The 18,844-nt window shown below is 64.5% G+C and carries 17 protein-coding genes; 9 read left to right on the top strand and 8 right to left on the bottom strand.

Annotated elements, in window-relative coordinates:
• Positions 1–2 precede the first annotated feature (2 nt).
• On the top strand, positions 3–1,154 hold the full coding sequence (locus BGP00_RS17525) for an acyl-CoA dehydrogenase family protein (protein ID WP_292691579.1): 1,152 nt from the start codon (positions 3–5) through the stop codon (positions 1,152–1,154).
• Between the two features lie 17 nt (positions 1,155–1,171).
• Positions 1,172–2,380, top strand: a complete 1,209-nt coding sequence (locus BGP00_RS17520) for an acetyl-CoA C-acetyltransferase (RefSeq protein WP_292691581.1) — start codon at positions 1,172–1,174, stop codon at positions 2,378–2,380.
• A gap of 66 nt (positions 2,381–2,446) precedes the next feature.
• Here BGP00_RS17520 and BGP00_RS17515 read toward each other — a convergent pair whose 3' ends face one another.
• Complete coding sequence (locus BGP00_RS17515; protein WP_292691583.1) at positions 2,447–3,313, bottom strand: DMT family transporter; 867 nt, start codon at positions 3,311–3,313, stop codon at positions 2,447–2,449.
• 254 nt (positions 3,314–3,567) lie between these two features.
• Between BGP00_RS17515 and BGP00_RS17510 the strand changes: the two genes are divergently transcribed.
• From BGP00_RS17510 to BGP00_RS17495, 4 genes are read left to right on the top strand one after another with little or no spacing between them, the layout of a single operon-like run.
• A complete protein-coding gene (locus BGP00_RS17510) occupies positions 3,568–4,800 on the top strand; it encodes a CaiB/BaiF CoA-transferase family protein (RefSeq protein WP_292691585.1) in 1,233 nt (410 codons plus the stop codon).
• Positions 4,801–4,811: 11 nt separating this feature from the next.
• Positions 4,812–5,594: an SDR family NAD(P)-dependent oxidoreductase gene (locus BGP00_RS17505; protein WP_292691587.1), complete on the top strand. Its 783-nt coding sequence runs from the start codon at positions 4,812–4,814 to the stop codon at positions 5,592–5,594.
• A gap of 14 nt (positions 5,595–5,608) precedes the next feature.
• A complete protein-coding gene (locus BGP00_RS17500; protein WP_292691589.1) occupies positions 5,609–6,472 on the top strand; it encodes an enoyl-CoA hydratase in 864 nt (287 codons plus the stop codon).
• The gene (locus tag BGP00_RS17495; RefSeq protein ID WP_292691591.1) at positions 6,469–8,139 is read left to right on the top strand and encodes an acyl-CoA dehydrogenase family protein; all 1,671 of its coding nucleotides are present in this window, start codon (positions 6,469–6,471) and stop codon (positions 8,137–8,139) included. The genes BGP00_RS17500 and BGP00_RS17495 overlap by 4 nt, the downstream gene beginning before the upstream one ends.
• A 250-nt stretch (positions 8,140–8,389) precedes the next feature.
• Here the strand turns inward: BGP00_RS17495 and BGP00_RS17490 are convergent, their stop codons facing one another.
• From BGP00_RS17490 to BGP00_RS17460, 7 genes are all read right to left on the bottom strand, one after another.
• Positions 8,390–9,562, bottom strand: a complete 1,173-nt coding sequence (locus BGP00_RS17490; protein ID WP_292691593.1) for an acetyl-CoA C-acetyltransferase — start codon at positions 9,560–9,562, stop codon at positions 8,390–8,392.
• A 74-nt stretch (positions 9,563–9,636) separates the two neighbouring features.
• Positions 9,637–10,263 carry a 2-phospho-L-lactate guanylyltransferase gene (cofC, locus tag BGP00_RS17485; protein ID WP_292691595.1) on the bottom strand — a complete coding sequence of 209 codons (627 nt, stop codon included), beginning with the start codon at positions 10,261–10,263 and terminating at the stop codon, positions 9,637–9,639.
• A complete protein-coding gene (cofD, locus tag BGP00_RS17480; RefSeq protein WP_292691597.1) occupies positions 10,226–11,155 on the bottom strand; it encodes a 2-phospho-L-lactate transferase in 930 nt (309 codons plus the stop codon). The genes cofC and cofD overlap by 38 nt, the downstream gene beginning before the upstream one ends.
• Complete coding sequence (cofE, locus tag BGP00_RS17475; RefSeq protein ID WP_292691599.1) at positions 11,152–11,919, bottom strand: coenzyme F420-0:L-glutamate ligase; 768 nt, start codon at positions 11,917–11,919, stop codon at positions 11,152–11,154. Before cofE ends, cofD begins: the two co-directional genes overlap by 4 nt.
• A 6-nt stretch (positions 11,920–11,925) precedes the next feature.
• Complete coding sequence (gene npdG, locus BGP00_RS17470; RefSeq protein ID WP_168605690.1) at positions 11,926–12,585, bottom strand: NADPH-dependent F420 reductase; 660 nt, start codon at positions 12,583–12,585, stop codon at positions 11,926–11,928.
• Entirely contained in the window at positions 12,575–14,926 is a 2,352-nt protein-coding gene (gene cofH, locus BGP00_RS17465) for a 5-amino-6-(D-ribitylamino)uracil--L-tyrosine 4-hydroxyphenyl transferase CofH (protein WP_292691651.1), read from the bottom strand. The genes npdG and cofH overlap by 11 nt, the downstream gene beginning before the upstream one ends.
• A 56-nt stretch (positions 14,927–14,982) precedes the next feature.
• Positions 14,983–15,699, bottom strand: a complete 717-nt coding sequence (locus BGP00_RS17460; RefSeq protein WP_292691602.1) for a TetR/AcrR family transcriptional regulator — start codon at positions 15,697–15,699, stop codon at positions 14,983–14,985.
• Positions 15,700–15,794: 95 nt separating this feature from the next.
• Between BGP00_RS17460 and BGP00_RS17455 the strand changes: the two genes are divergently transcribed.
• From BGP00_RS17455 to BGP00_RS17445, 3 genes are read left to right on the top strand one after another with little or no spacing between them, the layout of a single operon-like run.
• Positions 15,795–16,817 (top strand): phosphotransferase family protein, encoded by a 1,023-nt coding sequence (locus BGP00_RS17455; protein WP_292925795.1) that lies wholly within the window; start codon positions 15,795–15,797, stop codon positions 16,815–16,817.
• A 17-nt stretch (positions 16,818–16,834) separates the two neighbouring features.
• Complete coding sequence (locus BGP00_RS17450) at positions 16,835–17,569, top strand: SDR family oxidoreductase (RefSeq protein WP_292691606.1); 735 nt, start codon at positions 16,835–16,837, stop codon at positions 17,567–17,569.
• Between the two features lie 30 nt (positions 17,570–17,599).
• Complete coding sequence (locus tag BGP00_RS17445; RefSeq protein ID WP_292691609.1) at positions 17,600–18,829, top strand: acyl-CoA dehydrogenase family protein; 1,230 nt, start codon at positions 17,600–17,602, stop codon at positions 18,827–18,829.
• Positions 18,830–18,844: the final 15 nt, after the last annotated feature.

Genomic DNA, 18,844 nt, shown 5'->3' with positions numbered 1-18,844 from the left:
CCGTGGACGCAGAAACCTTTGAAATGCTGCGCGACACCGTTCGCCGCTTTGTCGACGAACGGCTGATCCCGGCCGAAGACGCGGTGGAAGAGGCCGATGCCGTTCCCGCCGAGATTATCGACCAGATGCGCGAAATGGGTCTTTTCGGCATTTCCGTGCCCGAGGAATTTGGCGGTCTTGGCTGCACCATGGCCGAGGAAGCGGGCCTGATCCGCGAGCTGACCCGCGCCTCGATCGTGTTCCGTAGCGTGATCGGCACGACCGTGGGCATCGGCAGCCAGGGCATCGTGATGGACGGCACGAGCGAGCAAAAAGCCGAATGGCTGCCCAAATTCGCCACCGGCGAGGCCATCGCCAGCTTTGGCCTGACCGAGCCGGATGCCGGATCGGATGCGGCATCCTTGCGCACCATCGCCATCCGCGAGGGCGACCATTACCGCATCAACGGCACCAAGCGCTATATCACCAACGCCCCGCGCGCCTCGGTCTTTACCCTGATGGCGCGCACCGATCCGGACAATAAGGGCGCAGGCGGCATTTCCGCCTTCATCCTGCCCGCCAATACGCCGGGCATTTCGCTGGGCAAGCCGGACAAGAAGATGGGCCAGAAGGGCGCCGTCACCACCGATGTCATCCTTGAGGATGTGATCGTGCCCGCCAGCGCCATCATCGGCGGCGTGCCCGGCATGGGGTTCAAAACCGCGATGAAGGTGCTGGACCGGGGCCGCATCCATATTGCCGCGGTGGCGCTGGGCATGTGCGACCGGTTGATCGGTATGGCCTTGCAATATGCGATGGAGCGCAAGCAATTTGGCCAGCGCATCGCCAATTTCCAGCTCATGCAGGCGCTGCTGGCCGATATGAAGGTCGATATGCTGACCACCGAGGCGCTGATGAATTCGGTCGCGGCGCGGTTCGATGCGGGCGAGAAGGTCAGCCTTGAATGCTCCGCTCTCAAGTATCACGCCAGCGAAGCGGTGGGCCGGGTGGCCGACCGCGCAGTGCAGATCTTTGGCGGCGCGGGCTATATGGCCGAGTACAAGGTCGAACGCTTCTATCGCGATGTGCGCCTGCTGCGCATTTACGAAGGCACCAGCCAGATCCAGCAAACCATCATCGCCAAGGCGATGATCCGTCAGGCCGAACAAGCCTGAGGTAGGGAGAGTTTATCATGCGCAGAGCCGCGATTGTCGCCCCCATCCGCACCGCTGTCGGCAAATATGGCGGGTCGTTGAAATCCATCTCAGCGGGCGATCTGGGCGCCATTGTCATCAAGGCGTTGATGGAGCGTACCAAACTCGATCCTGAACGCATCGACGATGTGGTCTTTTCCCAAGGCTATGGCAATGGCGAGGCGCCCTGCATCGGGCGCTGGTCGGCGCTGGCCGCCGGATTGCCGGAAAGCATTCCGGGCGTTCAGCTTGACCGCCGATGTGGTTCTGGGCTTCAGGCCGTGATCGATGCGGCCATGCGTATCCAGACGGGCGCGGCCGATGTGGTGATCGCGGGCGGCGTGGAAAGCATGTCCAACGTCGAATATTACTCGATGGACCACCGCTGGGGCGCGCGTTCGGGCTCGACCACCATGCATGACCGTCTGACGCGCGGGCGCGTGATGTCGCAGCCGATTGCCCGCTATGGCGTGATTTCCGGCATGATCGAGACGGCCAACAATCTGGCCCGCGATTACGGCATCACTCGTCAGGAATGCGACGCCTATGCCGCGCTCAGCCATCAGCGCGCCACGGCCGCATGGGCGGCGGGCAAGTTCGACGATGAGCTGGTGCCCGTCGCCGTGCCGCAGCGCCGGGGCGATCCCGTCATATTTGCCCGCGACGAGGGCATTCGCGAGGACGCCACGGCGGAATCGCTCGCCAAGCTGCCGCTGATCGAAAAGGACGGCGTGGTCACGGCGGGCAATGCCAGCCAGCAGAACGATGCGGGCGCGGCCTGTCTGGTCGTGGCCGAGGACAAGCTGGCCGAGCTGGGGCTGGAGCCTATCGGCTGGTTCCATAGCTGGGCGGCAGCGGGCTGCGATCCTTCGCGCATGGGCATCGGGCCGGTACCGGCAGTGGAAAAGCTGTTTGCCCGCAACGGCATGGGCTGGAACGATATCGATCTGGTCGAGCTGAACGAAGCCTTTGCCCCGCAGGTTCTGGCCTGCCTCAAAGGCTGGGGCTGGAGCGCGGATGACAGCCGCAACGAGATGCTCAACGTCAATGGTTCGGGCATTTCGCTGGGCCATCCGATCGGCGCCACGGGGGGCCGCATTTTGGCCAATCTGATGCGCGAACTGCACCGGCGCAATGGCCGCTATGGCATCGAAACCATGTGCATCGGCGGCGGTCAGGGTCTTGCCGCCATTTTCGAGCGCGCCTGAACAACGCGCTTTAGCGAACCGGCCATCACGCTCTCCCCGTGATGGCCGGTTTCATTTTGCCCCATTTCACTTTACCTTGGCGATGATCGCCACACCCACCAGCGTGATCCCCCCGCCCAGCGCCATCATCGCCGTGATGGGCGAATGGAAATAGAGCGCGGAAAAGCAGGTCGCCAGCACCGGCGCCGCCAGCATCAACGGCATCACCGCATTGATCGGATGGCGTTGCAGCAGCCATGCCAGCGCCCCCTGCCCCAGCACGGTCGAACCGAGGCTGGTAAAGGCGAACCAGCCCATAGCAGGCATGGGCATGGCGAACAGGCGGCCGAATTTATCCGCCTCGAACATCGCGGCAAAGGGCGCCAGCATCACCAGCCCCATCAGCCCGTTCCACGCCTGAATGGTCATCACCCCGATCCCGCCCAGCCGCCGCTGGATCAGCGCCGCCCCGCCCCACACCATCGCCGCCCCCGCCATCACCAGCACGGCGGGCAATTCCCCGGCAATGCGCGGATCAAAGCCCAGCACCAGCACGCCGATAATCGCCAGCGCCACCCCAACCCCGCGCGCGGGCGAAAGGCGCTCTTTCAACACCACCGCTCCCAGCAAAAGCGAGAAAGGCACGCTGAGCTGCCCCACAATCGCCAGCGCCCCGACATTGGTGGCCAGATGCAGCGCAAGGTTCATCAGCAGCAAGAACAGCCCGCCGTTAAGCACGCCATAGGCCGCGATCACCTTCACCCGCCCGCGCGGCAGACGAAACCACGGCGCACAGACCAGCGCCACCACCCCCATGCGCGCCGCAATCGACCACAGCGGCGAGGTGGCATCGACCACCACCTTCATCGCGATGACATTGGCCGCAAACAGGACATTGACCAGCAGCGCCACCGCCAATCCCGATGCGCCCATATGCGGGTGCTGCTGCTCCATGATCCCATCCCCTTATGATATTTGCACAAGAGTACAGGAATCTTGCCCATAAGTAAGCCGGAATTCCAGCATTTTCGTCGCAAATCCTGTTGCGCCAACGCCCATCGCGCAAAATCAAAAGTAACCCTTAGTGCAAAATATCTTGCCCTCACCCGCGCCAGAGTCTATCGCAGGAGCAACAAGTCCACAGATCAGAATCAGGACGGGAGAGACAGGCGCGTGCCCACCACAACCAAGTCTTGCGAGAAACCGGCATGAGCGCGCGCGCGCTTGATGGCGTGCGGGTGCTGGACCTGTCGCGCGTGCTGGCCGGGCCGTGGTCAACGCAGATTCTGGCCGATTTCGGCGCCGATGTGATCAAGATCGAATTGCCCGGCGCGGGCGACGATACGCGCGCTTGGGGCCCGCCCAATCTGATCGGCCCCGATGGCGCGCCTGAACTGGGCGAGAGCGCCTATTACCTCTGCGCCAATCGCAACAAGAGGTCGGCCGCAATCAATCTGGCCCATCCCGATGGCGCGGCGCTGATCCGCGATCTGGCGGCGCGGGCTGACATTATCGTGGAAAATTTCAAGGTCGGCGGGCTGAAGAAATACGGGCTGGATTATGAAAGCCTGAAGGCGATCAACCCGCGCGCTGTCTATTGCTCGATCACCGGCTTTGGCCAGACCGGGCCCTATACCAAACGCGGTGGCTATGATTTCGTCGCGCAGGGCATGGGCGGCTTCATGTCGATCACCGGCGAAGAGGATGGCGGACCGCTGCGCGCGGGCGTGGCCATGGCGGACCTGTCCACCGGCATGTATGCCACGGTCTCGATCCTGGCCGCGCTGCGCCATGCCGAGCGCACCGGCGAAGGGCAGCAGATCGACATTTCCCTGCTCGACACGCAAATCGCCATGCTGGCCAATCAGGGTTCGAACTGGCTGGTGGGCGGGGTCGTTCCGGGGCGGCTGGGCAATCGCCATCCCACGGTGGTGCCGTACAAGACCTTTGAAGTGGCCGATGGCGTGATGATTATCGCGGTGGGTAATGACCGACAGTTCCGCGCGCTATGCATCGAAATGGATGCCGCCCATCTGGCCGATGATCCGCGTTTCGCCACCAGCCGCGCGCGCCTGATCAACCGCGATGCGATTGAGGCCATCGTGCAGGATCTGGTCCGTCCCCACACGCGCAACAGCCTGATCGACCGTTTCGAGGCCTGTGGCGTGCCCTCCGGCCCGGTCAACACCATCAAGGACGTGTTCGAAGACCCCTTTGTCGAGGCGCGCGGCACCGTCCACCGTTTCACGCGCGAGGATGGGGTGGAGATCCCCACAGTCGCCTATCCGGGCAAGCTGTCGGCCACGCCCGCCGATTACCGCCGCCAGCCCCCCCGCGTGGGCGAGCACACCAACGAGATCCTGCGGGACTGGCTGCCCATGACGGACGAAGCGCTTGATGCGCTGTCCGCCGATGGCGTCATTGCCCAGCGCAAGGCTTGAGGAGAGAATTGATGCAACTCGACACCAGCGTTTCGGCCATTGTCACCGGCGGTGCCTCGGGCCTTGGCGAGGCCACGGCGCGCGCCTTGGCGGCCAAGGGGGTCAAGGTCGCCCTGTTCGATTTCAACGAGGAAACCGGCGAAAAAGTCGCGGCCGACATCGGCGGCCTGTTCTGCAAGGTGGATGTGACCGACGAGGCCAGCGTGGATGCAGGTTTCGCCAAGGCGCGCGCGGCCCACGGGCAGGAGCGCATTTTGGTGAACTGCGCAGGCACCGGCAATGTCATCAAAACCGCCTCGCGTGACAAGGCGACCGGCGAAACCAAAGCCTTCCCCACCGACCAATTCGAGCGGATCATCCAGATCAACCTGATCGGCACGTTCCGCTGCTGCGCCAAATCGGCGCGGGGGATGCTGGATCTCTCGCCGCTGGAGGATGGCGCGCGCGGCGTCATCATCAACACCGGCAGCGTGGCCGCCGAGGATGGCCAGATCGGTCAGGCAGCCTATGCCGCGTCCAAGGGCGGGATCGTCAGCCTGACCCTGCCCATGGCGCGCGATCTGATGAACGATGGCATCCGGGTGAACTGCATCCTGCCCGGCATTTTCGACACGCCGCTGATGGCGCGCGCGGCCGATGCGGTAAAGCAATCGCTGGCCGCCAGCGTGCCCTTTCCCAAGCGTTTTGGCCGCCCGCCCGAATTTGCCGCCATGGCGCTGGCCATGATCGAGAACGATTATTGGAACGGCGAGGATGTCCGGCTGGACGGCGGCATCCGCATGGCGCCGCGTTGAGGGGGATAGAGCCGATGAGCGAGGAACCCGAATTCGTCACCTATAACGTCACCGATGGCGTGGCATGGGTGATGCTGAACCGCCCGCAATATTCCAATGCGCAGAACTATCGCCTGCTGGGCCAATTGGACGATGCGTTCAAACGCGCGGTCGAGGATGATGAGGTCAAGGTCATCGTGCTGGGCGGCGAGGGGAAGCATTTTTCCGCAGGCCACGACATCGGCACTCCCGAAAAGGACAGCCACATGCCGCGCCACCGCACGACGATGTGGTGGGACCACACCAACAAGGGAGGGGCCGAGCGGCAATATGTGCTGGAACAGGACGGCTATCTGGGCCTGTGCCGCCGCTGGCAGGAGATCCCCAAACCGATGATCGCCATGGTGCAGGGCGCGTGCATCGCGGGCGGGCTGATGCTGGCGTGGGTGTGCGACCTGATTATCGCGTCCGAGGATGCGTTCTTTCAGGACCCGGTGTTGCGCATGGCCCAGCCGGGCGTGGAATATTTCGCCCATGCGTTTGAATTGCCGCCCCGCGTGGCGCGTGAATTGCTCCTGCTGGGCCGCCGGATGCCGGCCGCCCGCGCCCATCAGTTCGGTATGGTCAATGAGATCTTCCCGCGCGAAACCCTGCGCGAGGAAGTCGCCAAGATCGCCGCCGAACTGGTCGAACGCGACCGTTTCGGCATGGCGCTGACCAAGCAGGCGTTCAATTTCGTAGAGGATCTGCGCGGCAAGCGTCAGGCGATGGATGGCGTGTTCCACATGCACCATCTGGCCCATGCGCATAACCAGTTGATGACCGGCCACCTTGTCGGCGGGCTGGACTCCAAGGCAATGGCGGCGGCGAACAAACGCCAAGCGGGGGATAAGGAATGACGCCCAAATGGCCGGATATGGTTCTGCCGGGGCTGACCGCCCTGCTTTCCCAGGCGGCGGATGCGGCAGCGGCTTTTGTCGCCCATGCCCAGCCGCAGGTGAAGGCCCGCATCGCCACGCCCGAGGGCAAGGTGGACCGCGTGGCCGCCGACGAGCAGCAGCATATCGTCCATGGCTTTGGCTGGTATGCCTCCTATGCCGAATTGCTGCGCGAGGTTTCCACATGGGCCGCCGCGCTGGAGCAGGCCGGGGAATTTACCGAGGTCGAGGCCCTGCTCGCCCAATTGCTGTTTGCCGAATATGGCGCGCAGATGCGCGGCGGCATCGCGATGAATCAGGGCGAGGTGATCCGCCCCGCTGACCTCTGCGATAATGCCGATGCGCTCGACGCCCCCGCCCTGACCCGCCTGATCCGCGAGGGCGGGACGCAAGAGGTCAAAACCGCCATCGCGCGCCACCTGATGGATGCGCGCGGGCGGGTGACGCTGGAAAATTGCGGGCTGGATGAAACGCTCACCCTGATCCGCGATCAATTCTTTGCCCTGTCGAATGACAAGGTCGCGCCCCATGCTCACGAATGGCATTTGAAGGACGAATTGATCCCCATCGAACTGGTCGACGAACTGGGCGAGATGGGCGTGTTCGCCATGACCATCCCTGAGGAATTCGGCGGGCTGGGCATGGGCAAGACCGCGATGTGCGTGGTGTCCGAAGAATTGTCGCGCGGGTGGATCGGGGTCGGCTCGCTGGCCACGCGGTCCGAAATCGCCGCCGAACTGATCCTGACCGGCGGCACGCTGGAGCAAAAGCAGCACTGGTTGCCCCAGATCGCCAGCGCCGCGATCCTGCCCACCGCCGTGTTTACCGAGCCTGATACCGGGTCCGACCTTGGCTCTTTGCGCACCCGCGCCACGCTGAACGGCGAGGAATACAGCATCAGCGGCAACAAGACATGGATCACCCATGCCGCCCGCGCCGATGTGATGACGCTGCTGGTGCGCACCAATCCGGAAACGCGCAACCACAGCGGTCTGTCGATGCTGATCGCGCCTAAAATGCGCGGCGATGAGGCCAACCCCTTCCCCAGCCCCGGCATGAGCGGGGGCGAGATCGGCGTGATCGGCTATCGCGGCATGAAGGAATACGAAATCGGCTTTGACGATTTTCGCGTTCGCTCCGCCAACCTGCTGGGCGGGGTCGAGGGGCAGGGCTTCAAGCAATTGATGGCCACATTTGAAAGCGCGCGCATCCAGACCGCTGCGCGCGCCATCGGCGTGGCGCAGGCTTCGCTGGACGTCGGCCTTGCCTATGCAATGGACCGCAAGCAATTCGGACGCCCGATCATTGAATTTCCCCGCGTGGCCAACAAGCTGGCGATGATGGCGGCGGAAATCATGGGCGCGCGCCAGCTCACCTATTTCGCCGCCCGCCGCAAGGACGAGAGCAAGCGATGCGACCTTGAAGCCGGCATGGCCAAGCTGATCGGTGCGCGCGTGGCATGGGCGGCGGCGGATAATGCCTTGCAGATCCACGGCGGCAACGGTTTCGCCATGGAATATGTCGTCAGCCGCCTGCTGGCCGATGCGCGGATTTTGAATATCTTCGAAGGCGCGGGCGAGATTCAGGCGCAGGTGATTGCGCGGCGGTTGCTGGATGGCGGGAATTGAAGAAAGGGTTTTAGGTGCGAGGGTCTAGACCCTCGCGCTCCCGTTACTGTCTGCGTTGCGTGTTGGGTTCGGCCAATGGGTGTCGGACGCAATGTCGAAATGATAAAGCCTGCGGCGCGGATAGGACTGACCTTTCCGCGCCGCAGGCTTTAATAATCACCCCCCCAACATGGCAATCTTGCCACCACCCCATTAACGGGATTGCAAAGGGCTTTCGCCCTTTGCCCGCCGGAGGCAAACTCTCCCTTTCTTACAACCTCTCCACAATCGTCACATTGGCCATCCCGCCCGCCTCACACATGGTCTGCAAGCCATAACGCCCACCGGTCGAATGCAGCGCACTGACCAGGGTCGACATCAACTTCGCCCCCGACCCGCCAAGGGGATGGCCCAGCGCAATCGCCCCGCCATGCACATTCATCCGCGCCGCATCGGCATTCAGCGCCTGCGCCCAAGCCAAAGGCACCGGGGCAAAGGCCTCGTTGACTTCATAGAGGTCGATGTCTCCGATCCCCATACCCGCCTTGGCCAGAGCGCGCTGGGTGGCCGGGATCGGCGCTTCGAGCATGATGACGGGATCGTGGCCAAGGACGGTCATCTGATGGATGCGGGCCAAGGGCTTCAACCCCAACGCCTTCAGCCCGCGCTCGTTGACCACCAGCACCGCCGCAGCGCCGTCGCAGATCTGGCTGGCATTGGCCGCGCTGATGACGCCGCCCTCGGTCAGCAATTTGACGCTGCTGATCTTTTCGAGGCTGGCATCGGCGCGGATGCCTTCGTCGGTCTTGTGGATCACCGTCTCACCTTCGGGCGTGACCACTTCCAGCGGGATGATTTCGGCGTCAAACTTGCCCTCTGCTGTCGCGGCGGCGGCGCGGCGATGACTTTCCAGCGCATAGGCATCCAGCACATCGCGCGTCAGGCCATATTTCTTGGCCAGCATTTCGGCCCCGCCAAACTGGCTGAAGGGCGTGTCGGGATAGCGCGCCTCGATGCCGGGGCTGCGGTATGTGCCGAAACCATGCTTGGCCGCCAGCGTCCAGGGCAGGCCCATCGGCACGCGGGTCATGCTCTCGACGCCCGCCGCGATCACCACGTCCATCACCCCCGCCATGACCGTGGCGGCGGCAAAGTGGACGGCCTGTTGGCTCGATCCGCATTGGCGGTCGACATGGGTGCCGGGCACCGATTCGGGTAATCCGCCCGCCAGCACCGCGTTGCGGGCGATATTGGCGCCCTGCTCACCGCCAGGGCAGGCACAGCCCATGATGACATCCTCAACCGCATGGGGATCAGCCCCCGCCCGGTCGATCAAACCGGCCAGCACCCGCCCGGCCAGATCCGCCGGATGCACCCCGGCCAGCCGCCCGCCGCGCTTGCCCCCGGCCGAACGCGCCACGGCCACGATATAGGCTTCCGCCATGCCTCATCCTCTCTTTATGAATCTATACTGTGATGCAGAATTATAGGCATTCCAGCCCGGATCACACAAGCCAATTATGCCCTTGAGAGCAAAATAGGCAGATCCTCCGGCACATCCAGATCGCGCGCCAGCCCCTCGCGCCGGATCACCCGGCAGCCCAGCCCCGCGCGCCGCGCCTCGCGCTCATGCGCGGCGCGGCTGCCCGGTCCAAAGCGCAGGGCAAGGATCGCGGGATGGGCCAGATAGAGCGCATTGGTCCCCTGCCCCGCCGTGTCCGTAGCGATCATCACCGAGACACCCATCGGCGGCGCCAGCATCGCCCGCAGATCCTGCACGCCCAGCAAGGGCAGATCCGAACTGACGATCAGCACCGGCGCGCGCGCCATCTGGTCCAGTTTCAGCAAAGCCTGCGCCAGTGCGGGATTATGCCCCGCCCATGTCTCGCGCAGCGCCATCGCGCCCGCGCCGCGCGCCTGCGCCAACGCATCCTCGTCGCGGCTGACCACCAGCACATCGGCAACTTGCTTCGCCTGCTCCAGAACATGGGCAAACAGCCGCCGCGCTAAAGCCTCGCGCGCGGCCTCATCCATCACGCCCGCCAGCCGCGACTTACCCTGCGCAAAGGGTTTGACCGGGATCAGGATGACCGGCCGCGCCATCGCCTCAATCCACCAGCTTGCGGGCAAAGCCCAGCACTTCACGCGCCAGCCTTGCCTGATCCGCCGGGTCGCGCATCAACGTGTCGGTCGCGCAGACCACCACGCCATCAAGCGCCCCGGCATCCGCGCTGTCCACCATCAACCCGTCGATCAGCCCGGCATATTGGTCCGCCACCGCGCCCGGCGTCGTGCCAAGGCCCAGTTCGCCCATGATCTTGGCCGCCGGCCCCTTGATCGCTTGCCCCGCAATAAAGGGCGAGAGCGCCACGGCAGGCACCCGCCGCCCCATCAACGCATCGCGCACCCCCGGCACCGACAGGATCGGCGCAATCGAAAGGATCGGATTGGACGGGCAAAAGACAATCGCCTCCAGCCCCGGATCGGCCAGAGCCGCCGCGAAATCCTGCGCCATATGCGCCCGCTCCGCCCCGTCGAACCGGATCGCCCGGAACACAGGCGCGCATTGCCGCCGTACAAAATAATCCTGAAAGGCCAGATCACCCTCGTCGGTCGAGACAATCGTGCGCACCGGATCATCGCTCATCGGCACGAGCCTTTGGCCAATGCCCAGCGCCGCCGTCATCCGCGCCACCACCGCCGAGAGGCTTTGCCCCCCGCGCAAAGCCTGCGTGCGCAAAATATGCGTGGCCAGATCGCGATCGCCCAGCGCAAACCATGTCTCTCCGCCCAGCTTGCCCACCATGTCCATAAAAGCCCATGTCTCGCCCGCCACGCCCCAGCCCTTTTCGCGGTTGTTCATCCCCGCCAAGGCATAGGTGACAGAATCAATGTCGGGACAGATGGTCAGGCCCATATGTTCAAAATCATCGCCGGTGTTGACCGCGATGGTCAATTCGCCCGCAGGCAAGACCGCCGCCAGCCCCGCCGCCAGTTTGGCCCCGCCGACCCCGCCCGCAATTGCCAATATGCTCATGGGAACAGATCCATTTCCGGCGCGCGGATCAATTCCGCCGCCTTGCCTTCACGCCGACCGTAGGCCACTCCGCGCAGCAGCACGATGGGCGATCCTTCCGCCGCCTGCCCCATGGCCAGCGAAGCCGCCGCCGCCACCTCATCGGCAAGGCCCAACTCGCTGGTCGCCAGTTCGCGGCCATAGAGATCGGGCGTGCCGCGCAGATCGAGCAGGCCCGCCATGCCAGCGCAGCCGATGGCCACGCCGCATGTGCCATTGCGCCACGCCCGGCCGAAACTGTCGATGATGACCACCGCCACATCGGCGCCGGTCGCATGCCGCAATGCGCCACGGATCGCCGCCGCGCTCGCGTCGGGGTCCAGCGGGAGCAGCAGCGCCACAGGCTCCTCGCCCTGATCGACATTGGATTGATCGATCCCGGCATTGGCCAGCACAAAACCCAGCCGATGCCGCACGATCAGCACCCCGCGCCGCACCCGCATCACCCGGTCTGTTTCCGACAGGATCAGCTCGACCAACCGCGCATCCTTGTCGCAGCGCGTGGCCAGATCCTGCGCCGCAAATGAAGGGCGCACCCCCGAAAGCGGCACGGCGCGCCCCTCCGCCTTGGACACGATCTTTTGCGCCAGCACGATGATGTCGCCATCGCGCAAGGCCAGCCCGCCCGCGCCCAGCGCATCAAGGATCACCCGCCCCAGATCATCGCCCGGCGCGATCAGCGGCACGCCGGGCAAGGCATGGATCGAGAGAGTAGGTGCGCCCATGGGATCTTATACGCCCGTAATCCGGATGCCCGCGCCCGGCACCTTATACCGCCGGTTGAGCGCGATCAGCACAGAGGTCAGCCCCTCGGCAACAATCGAATTGCACAGGGGGCCGGCATACCATGCGCGCAGGCCGATTTCCTGCGCCAGCGCCACCACCTCATCGCCCGCCGCGCCATCATCGGCGCAGACCAGAACGTCGCATTCGATCTCTTCGTCCAGCTTGGTCAGGTGATGGGCCGAAATGTTCTGGAAAGCCGAAACCACCCGGACGCCCTCGCCCAGCATCTTCTGCACCGCCTCAACCGCCGATCCGCCCTCGGGAATATGCACCCGACTGACCTTGGGCGGGACCAGCGGCACGGTCACGTCGATCAGGATCTTGCCCGCAAGGCCAGCGGCAACCTCCTGCACCGTGGCCTGCTGCGCGGCATAGGGCACCGCCAGCACGACAATATCGGCCGCAGCGGCGGCATCGACATTGGCCATGCCCGACACATTCTCACCGCCCAGCGTGGCATTCATCGCCGCCGCGCTCTCGCCCGCACGCTCGGCGCTGCGCCCGCCGATGATGACGCGGTGGCCCTTGTGCGCCCAGCGCAGCGCCAGCCCGCCGCCTTCCTTACCCGTGCCGCCCAGAACGGCGATGGTTGCCTTATCCTGCATGTTCAAACCTCTCTGTTTTATCATTGGCCCCTTCGCGCTTCTTGCGCGGCGGGGTCTGGATCATCGGGGTCAGCGCGGCGGCATTCAGCCCGCGCTGGTGAGTTTCCTGCGCCACCGCGCCATAGGCGGTGCTGCGCTGCACCGGCACGCGCCCGATACTGCGGATCAAGACTTCCATCGCCTCGGGCGGCATTTCCTGCCCATGGGCGGCGCCCGCCGCGCGGCTGATGCTTTCATTCATCAACGTGCCGCCCAGATCATTGGCGCCCGAATTGAGGCAGGCCTTCACCCCCTCCTCGCCTAGTTTCACCCAACTGGTCTGAATCGAATCGATGCGACCGTTGAAGACCAACCGCGCCACGGCATGCATCAGCCGCACCTCGCGGAAGGTGGGGCCATGGCGGGCCTGTCCCTTGATCGCCATCGGCGCCTCCATATGGATGAAGGGCAGAGGAACGAATTCAGTAAAGCCCCCGGTACGCTCCTGAAGATCGCGGATGCGGATCAGGTGGCGCGCCCAGTGATGCGGGGTTTCGACATGGCCGAACATGATCGTCGCGGTGGTCTTGAACCCCACGCGATGCGCCGTCTCGATCACCTCCAGCCATTCGTCGGTGGTCAGCTTGTCGGGGCAGATAACATCGCGCACCTCATCGTCGAGGATCTCCGCCGCCGTGCCCGGCAGGGTATCCAGCCCCGCCTCTTTCAGCGCGCGCAGATAGCCTTCGAGCGACAGGTTCGACGCCTTGGCCCCCTGCGACACCTCCAGCGGCGAGAAGGCGTGGATATGCATTTCCGGCACCGCCGCGCGCACCGCCTTGGCCAGGTTGATATAGGTCTCGCCGGTGTAATGCGGATGGATACCGCCTTGCAGACAGACTTCAGTGGCCCCGCGCACCCATGCCTCGGCGGTGCGGCGGATCACCTCGTCCATCGACAGGTCATAGGGGCGACCGCGCAAAGCCTCGGCCATATCGCCCTTGGAAAAGGCGCAGAAGCCGCATTTGAAGGTGCAGATATTGGTGTAATTGATGTTGCGGTTGACGACATAGGTGATGGCGTCCCCCTTCTTCTGTCGCCGCAGATTGTCGGCCGCCGCGCAGACATGCTCCAGATCAGCGTCGCGCGCGGAAAAGAGCGTGACGATGGCATCCTCATCCAGCGCATCGCCCGCCAGCGCCGATTGCACCGCATCGGCAATTTCGGAGGAAACCGATAGGACGGAGGCCACCGCGTCCCGCTTGGGCAGCGCCACGCCGGGCGACCACATATCATCGCGCGCGTATCCTTGCGCATCGCCCGCCGCCATAATCGCGCGGCGCATCGCGGGCGCCTGCCAATCGGCGCCCAGCCATGCCGGATAGGCGGGCAGGCGCGCGACAAGGCTGCGCCCGGCATGCTCGGTCCCGGCGCGCAGGCGGGTGACTTCGGGCCATGGCGCTTCGGGGTTCACATGGTCGATGGTGACGGGCGAAACCCCGCCCCAATCATTGATCCCCGCCGCGATCAGGCGCGGAAAATCATCCGCCGAGAGGTTAGGCGGGGCCTGAATGTTCATATCCGGCCCCAGAATCAGCCGCGCCGCCGCGATGGTCCAGAGCAGATCGTCGAGATCCGGCTCGGGCGCATCGGCCATGGGGGTGCGGGCTTTGGCGCGGAAATTCTGGACGATGACTTCCTGCACATGGCCGTAACGGCGGTGCTCGGCGGCAATGGCCTCCAGCGCCTCAATCCGTTCCTCGCGCGTTTCGCCAATGCCGATCAGGATGCCGGTGGTGAAAGGCACGCGCAATTCGCCCGCCTGACGCAGCATGGCCAGCCGCGCCTCGGGCTCCTTGTCCGGGGATCGGTAATGCGGGCCGCCCTTGGCGCACAGGCGCAGGCTGAGCGATTCGAGCATCAGCCCCTGCGAAACGGACACCTCGCGCAGGGCCGCCATATCCTCGCGGCTCATCACGCCCGCATTCACATGGGGCAGCAGGCCCGTTTCATCACGCACCGCCGCGCACATCGCGATCAGGTAATCAATCGTGGTGGCATAGCCCATCCTGGCCAGCGCCTCACGCGCCGCGCTGTAACGCAACTCCGGCTTGTCGCCCAAGGTGAACAGGGCCTCGGTGCAACCCGCCGCCGCCCCGGCCCGCGCCACGGCCAGCACATCCTCGCGGCTCATATAGGGCGATTCGCCCGGCTGGGGCGGCTGGGCAAAGGTGCAGTAATGGCACCGGTCGCGGCACAATTGCGTGAGCGGGATGAACACCTTGCGCGACCATGTCTGCACCCGCCCATGCCCCGCATCGCGCAGGGCGCAGGCCGCCGCCATCATGGCATCAAGCGGCATATCCGCATTAAAGGCGCCAGTTTTGGTCGCGCTTTCCACTGTCTCTCTCCCGTATTCTATCCGACCGGGCCAAGCGGCCCATGATCGGCAAGCCTTTTCGAATCAGCCATTTGAACGTCACTATCCGGCAAATCGACCGGGGCCGCCAGCATCGCGGTCATCACCTGCGCGAAATGTTCAAGGCCCATGCCATCGGTCCACATCGCATGGGTCCGCGTGGGATCGGCCAAGGCCCGCGCCCGCGCCGAGAGCACCGCACTGAGCAGCGCGCCCATGAAAACGAAACGCTGGTTGCGCATCTGCGCGCTCATCACCGGCATCAGGCGGCGCAGATGCGCCAGACACCGGCCATAGGCATGGTTCCATTCCGGCTCGATCGCCTCGATCATCAGATCGCGATGCGTCATGCCGAACAGCGTGATGAAGCGCACATAATCATCATCCGACAGCGCCGTGACCGAACCGATCAGCACATCGACCACATCGCGCAGATGGCGCGGGCCGCCGTCCGCCTCCATCGCATCAAGCGCGCTGTTGCGCAGCCGGTCCAGCTCCACCGCGCCATCCTTGATGATCGCGCGCACCAGCGTTTCCTTGGACCCGAAATGATAGCCCACCGCGCCGTGATTTTTCTGTCCGGCCGCAGCCGCAATCTCGCGCACCGTCACGCCATCGACCCCGCGTTCGGCAAACAGACGCAGCGCGATGCGCTTGATCTGCTCAGCGCCGCCCGTCCCGTTTTCCTCTGCCCGTGGTTTCTGAAGTCTGACCATGAGTGCAAAATCTCATTGCCAAGCGCCTTCGTCAAGTGCATTATCCATTTGCATTAGACGATGGTTGCACATCGCATAAGTTGAGGATGTCTCTTGTGAATTTGGGCGTAAACACCGATTCGCTGGGCGCTTGGATGCGTGCTCAAGGACTGGGCGGCGGCGTGATCGAGGACGTCACCACGCTGGCGGGGGGCACGCAGAATATCCTGTTGCGCTTTGCCATGGACGGGCGGACCTTCGTGTTTCGCCGCCCCCCTTTGCACCCGCGCGCCAATTCGAACGAGACGATGCGCCGCGAGGCCCGCGTGCTGCGCGCATTGGCAGGCAGCGAGGTGCCCCATCCGGCGTTGATCGCGGCCTGTGATGATGAGGAAGTGCTGGGCTGCGCCTTCTATCTGATGGAGCCGGTCGATGGCTTCAACCCCATCGGACAATTGCCGGAACCTCATGCTTCCTCGCCCGCCATGCGCCATGCGATGGGGCTAGCGCTGGTCGATGGCATTGCCGCGCTGGGACGGGTCAATTACCGCGCCGTGGGCCTTGAAGGTTTCGGGCGACCCGAAGGTTTCCTTGACCGGCAAGTGTCGCGCTGGCGCGATCAACTGGCCTCCTATGCCGATCTTGCCGCATGGCCCGGCGCGGATGCGCTGCCCGATGTGGGGGCGGTGGGCGCCTGGCTCGATGCGCATCGCCCCGGCGCGTTCATCCCCGGCATCATGCATGGCGACTATCATCTGGCCAATGTCATGTATCGCCGCGACAGCGCCGATCTGGCCGCGATTGTCGATTGGGAACTGGCCACGATTGGCGATCCCCTGCTCGATCTGGGCTGGGTTCTGGCCACATGGCCGGACAATGACGGCGCCAGCACGGTGTCGGTCACGCCATGGGACGGCTTCCCCACGCCCGCCGAACTGATCGCGCGCTATGTCGAAGGGTCGGCCCGCAATCTGTCGGCCGTCGACTGGTATCACGTTCTGGCCTGTTACAAGCTGGGCATCCTGCTTGAAGGCACCTTTGCCCGCGCCTGCGCCGGAAAGGCGCCGCGCGATGTCGGCGACCGCCTGCATGGCCGCGCCATCCACCTGTTCGAGCGCGCCGCGCGCCTCATCCGCTAAAGGGAGTTTTCCGCCCGATGAACCCACTCGATTTCACCGGCAAAAACGCGCTGGTCATTGGCGGATCCAGCGGGATCGGCAATGGCATTGCCCGCGCGCTGTTTGACGCGGGCGCCCATGTCCATGTCTGGGGCACGCGCGCCGCCGCGACCGATTATGCGGGCGAAGAAGGGTCCGACCTCTCGGGCCTGTCCTATACGCAGGTCGATGTCAGCGATCCGGCCGCGATTGCCGCCGCCCCCGCGCCCTTTGATACCATCGATATCCTGATCCATTCGCAGGGCGCGGTGCTTTACCGCCGTCAGGAATTCACCCCCGAAGGCTGGGACAAGGTGATGGCGGTCAATCTGGGCAGCGTGATGCATATTTCGCAGCGCTTCCACGCCGAACTCTCCGCCGCCAAGGGCGCCGTCATCGTCGTCAGCTCCATCGGCGCCTTTCGCGCCACGATGGGCAATCCGGCCTATGCCGCATCCAAGGCGGGCGCGGTCAATCTAGTGCGCACGCTGGCGCAGGCATGGGCGGGCGACGGCATCCGCGTCAACGGCATCGCGCCCAGTCTGGTCGACACCAAGATGACCAAGGTGACGATGGACAATGACGAGCGCCGCGAGCGCGCGCTGGCCAAGATCCCCCTGCGCCGGTTTGGCACGGTCGAGGAAATGGCGGGTGTCGCCCTGTTCCTCGCCTCGCCGCTGGCCGGCTACATCTGCGGCCAGACCATCATCGTCGATGGCGGCCTCACCCTCTAAAAATCCTCACTTCGCAAAGGGTTCACCCCGATGGATTTTGAATATTCCGACAAGGTGAAGGCGCTTTCCGCGCAATTGACCACCTTCATGGACGCCTATGTCTACCCCATCGAAAAGGAGCGCGACCGCTTTCACGCCGATCCGGCCAATGCGTGGAAACGCTGGCACGGCACCGAAGCCATCAAGGCCAAGGCCAGGGATGCGGGCTTGTGGAACCTGTTCCTGCCCCATGAATATGGCGCCTTCAGCCCGGGCCTGACCAATCTGGAATATGCCCCGCTGGCCGAGATCATGGGGCGCGTGATCGGCGCTTCGGAATATTTCAACTGCGCCGCGCCGGATTCGGGCAATATGGAAGTGCTCGCCCGTTACGGCACGCCGGAGCAGCAGGAACAATGGCTGACGCCCCTGATGGCGGGCGAGATCCGCTCTTCCTATGTGATGACCGAACCGGCGGTGGCATCCTCGGACGCCACCAATATCGAAACCTCGATTGTCCGCGATGGCGATGAATATGTCATCAATGGTCGCAAGTGGTGGATCTCCAGCGCCTGCGATCCCAACACCAAGCTGTTCATCGTGCTGGGCCGCACGCCCGATGAAAGCCGCAGCAAGCATCAGCAGCATTCGATGATCCTTGTGCCGCGCGATACGCCGGGCATCGAGATTGTCCGCCCGCTCGACGTGCTGGGCACCTATCATTCGCCCACCGGCCATGCCGAGGTCAGCTTTACCAATGTGCGCGTTCCGGCCGCCAATATGGTGCTGGGCGAGGGGCGCGGGTTTGAAATCGCGCAGGGCCGCCTCGGGCCCGGCCGCATCCACCATTGCATGCGCGTGATCGGGCAGGCCCAGCGCGCGCTGGAATATATGGCGCGCCGCGTGAATGAACGCGTCGCCTTTGGCCGCAAGCTGGCCGATCAGGGCAGCATCCGTCAGGAAGTCGCCCTCTCCTTCTGCGAGGTCGAACAGGCGCGGCTGCTTACGCTCAAGGCCGCCGATGCGATGGACCGCTATGGCAACAAGGCGGCCAAGGATCTGATCGCCGCGATCAAGATCGTTGCCCCGCGCATGGCGCAAACCGTGACCGACCGCGCGATACAGGTCCATGGCGGCATCGGCCTGTCCAAGGACTTTCCGGTGGCCAGCGCCTTTATCAACGCGCGCTATGTCCGCCTGACCGATGGCCCGGACGAGGTGCATCTGGCCCAATTGGGCAAATTGAAGATCGCCCAACTGTCCGCCCTGCCTGTCCGCTGAACCAGAGAGCGCCGC

The sequence above is a fragment of the Novosphingobium sp. 63-713 genome (genome assembly GCF_001898925.1).
Lineage (GTDB): Bacteria > Pseudomonadota > Alphaproteobacteria > Sphingomonadales > Sphingomonadaceae > Novosphingobium.
Note: the sequence above shows the minus strand (reverse complement) of the source record. Positions and strands in the feature narration are given on the sequence as shown.

Coding starts and splice junctions, on each gene's coding strand:
- BGP00_RS17520 (WP_292691581.1), top strand. CDS start 1,172: ATGCGCAGAGCCGCGATTGTCGCCCCCATCCGCACCGCTGTCGGCAAA.
- BGP00_RS17515 (WP_292691583.1), bottom strand. CDS start 3,313: ATGGAGCAGCAGCACCCGCATATGGGCGCATCGGGATTGGCGGTGGCG.
- BGP00_RS17510 (WP_292691585.1), top strand. CDS start 3,568: ATGAGCGCGCGCGCGCTTGATGGCGTGCGGGTGCTGGACCTGTCGCGC.
- BGP00_RS17505 (WP_292691587.1), top strand. CDS start 4,812: ATGCAACTCGACACCAGCGTTTCGGCCATTGTCACCGGCGGTGCCTCG.
- BGP00_RS17500 (WP_292691589.1), top strand. CDS start 5,609: ATGAGCGAGGAACCCGAATTCGTCACCTATAACGTCACCGATGGCGTG.
- BGP00_RS17495 (WP_292691591.1), top strand. CDS start 6,469: ATGACGCCCAAATGGCCGGATATGGTTCTGCCGGGGCTGACCGCCCTG.
- BGP00_RS17490 (WP_292691593.1), bottom strand. CDS start 9,562: ATGGCGGAAGCCTATATCGTGGCCGTGGCGCGTTCGGCCGGGGGCAAG.
- cofD (WP_292691597.1), bottom strand. CDS start 11,155: ATGAGCATATTGGCAATTGCGGGCGGGGTCGGCGGGGCCAAACTGGCG.
- cofE (WP_292691599.1), bottom strand. CDS start 11,919: ATGGGCGCACCTACTCTCTCGATCCATGCCTTGCCCGGCGTGCCGCTG.
- npdG (WP_168605690.1), bottom strand. CDS start 12,585: ATGCAGGATAAGGCAACCATCGCCGTTCTGGGCGGCACGGGTAAGGAA.
- cofH (WP_292691651.1), bottom strand. CDS start 14,926: ATGCCGCTTGATGCCATGATGGCGGCGGCCTGCGCCCTGCGCGATGCG.
- BGP00_RS17460 (WP_292691602.1), bottom strand. CDS start 15,699: ATGGTCAGACTTCAGAAACCACGGGCAGAGGAAAACGGGACGGGCGGC.
- BGP00_RS17450 (WP_292691606.1), top strand. CDS start 16,835: ATGAACCCACTCGATTTCACCGGCAAAAACGCGCTGGTCATTGGCGGA.
- BGP00_RS17445 (WP_292691609.1), top strand. CDS start 17,600: ATGGATTTTGAATATTCCGACAAGGTGAAGGCGCTTTCCGCGCAATTG.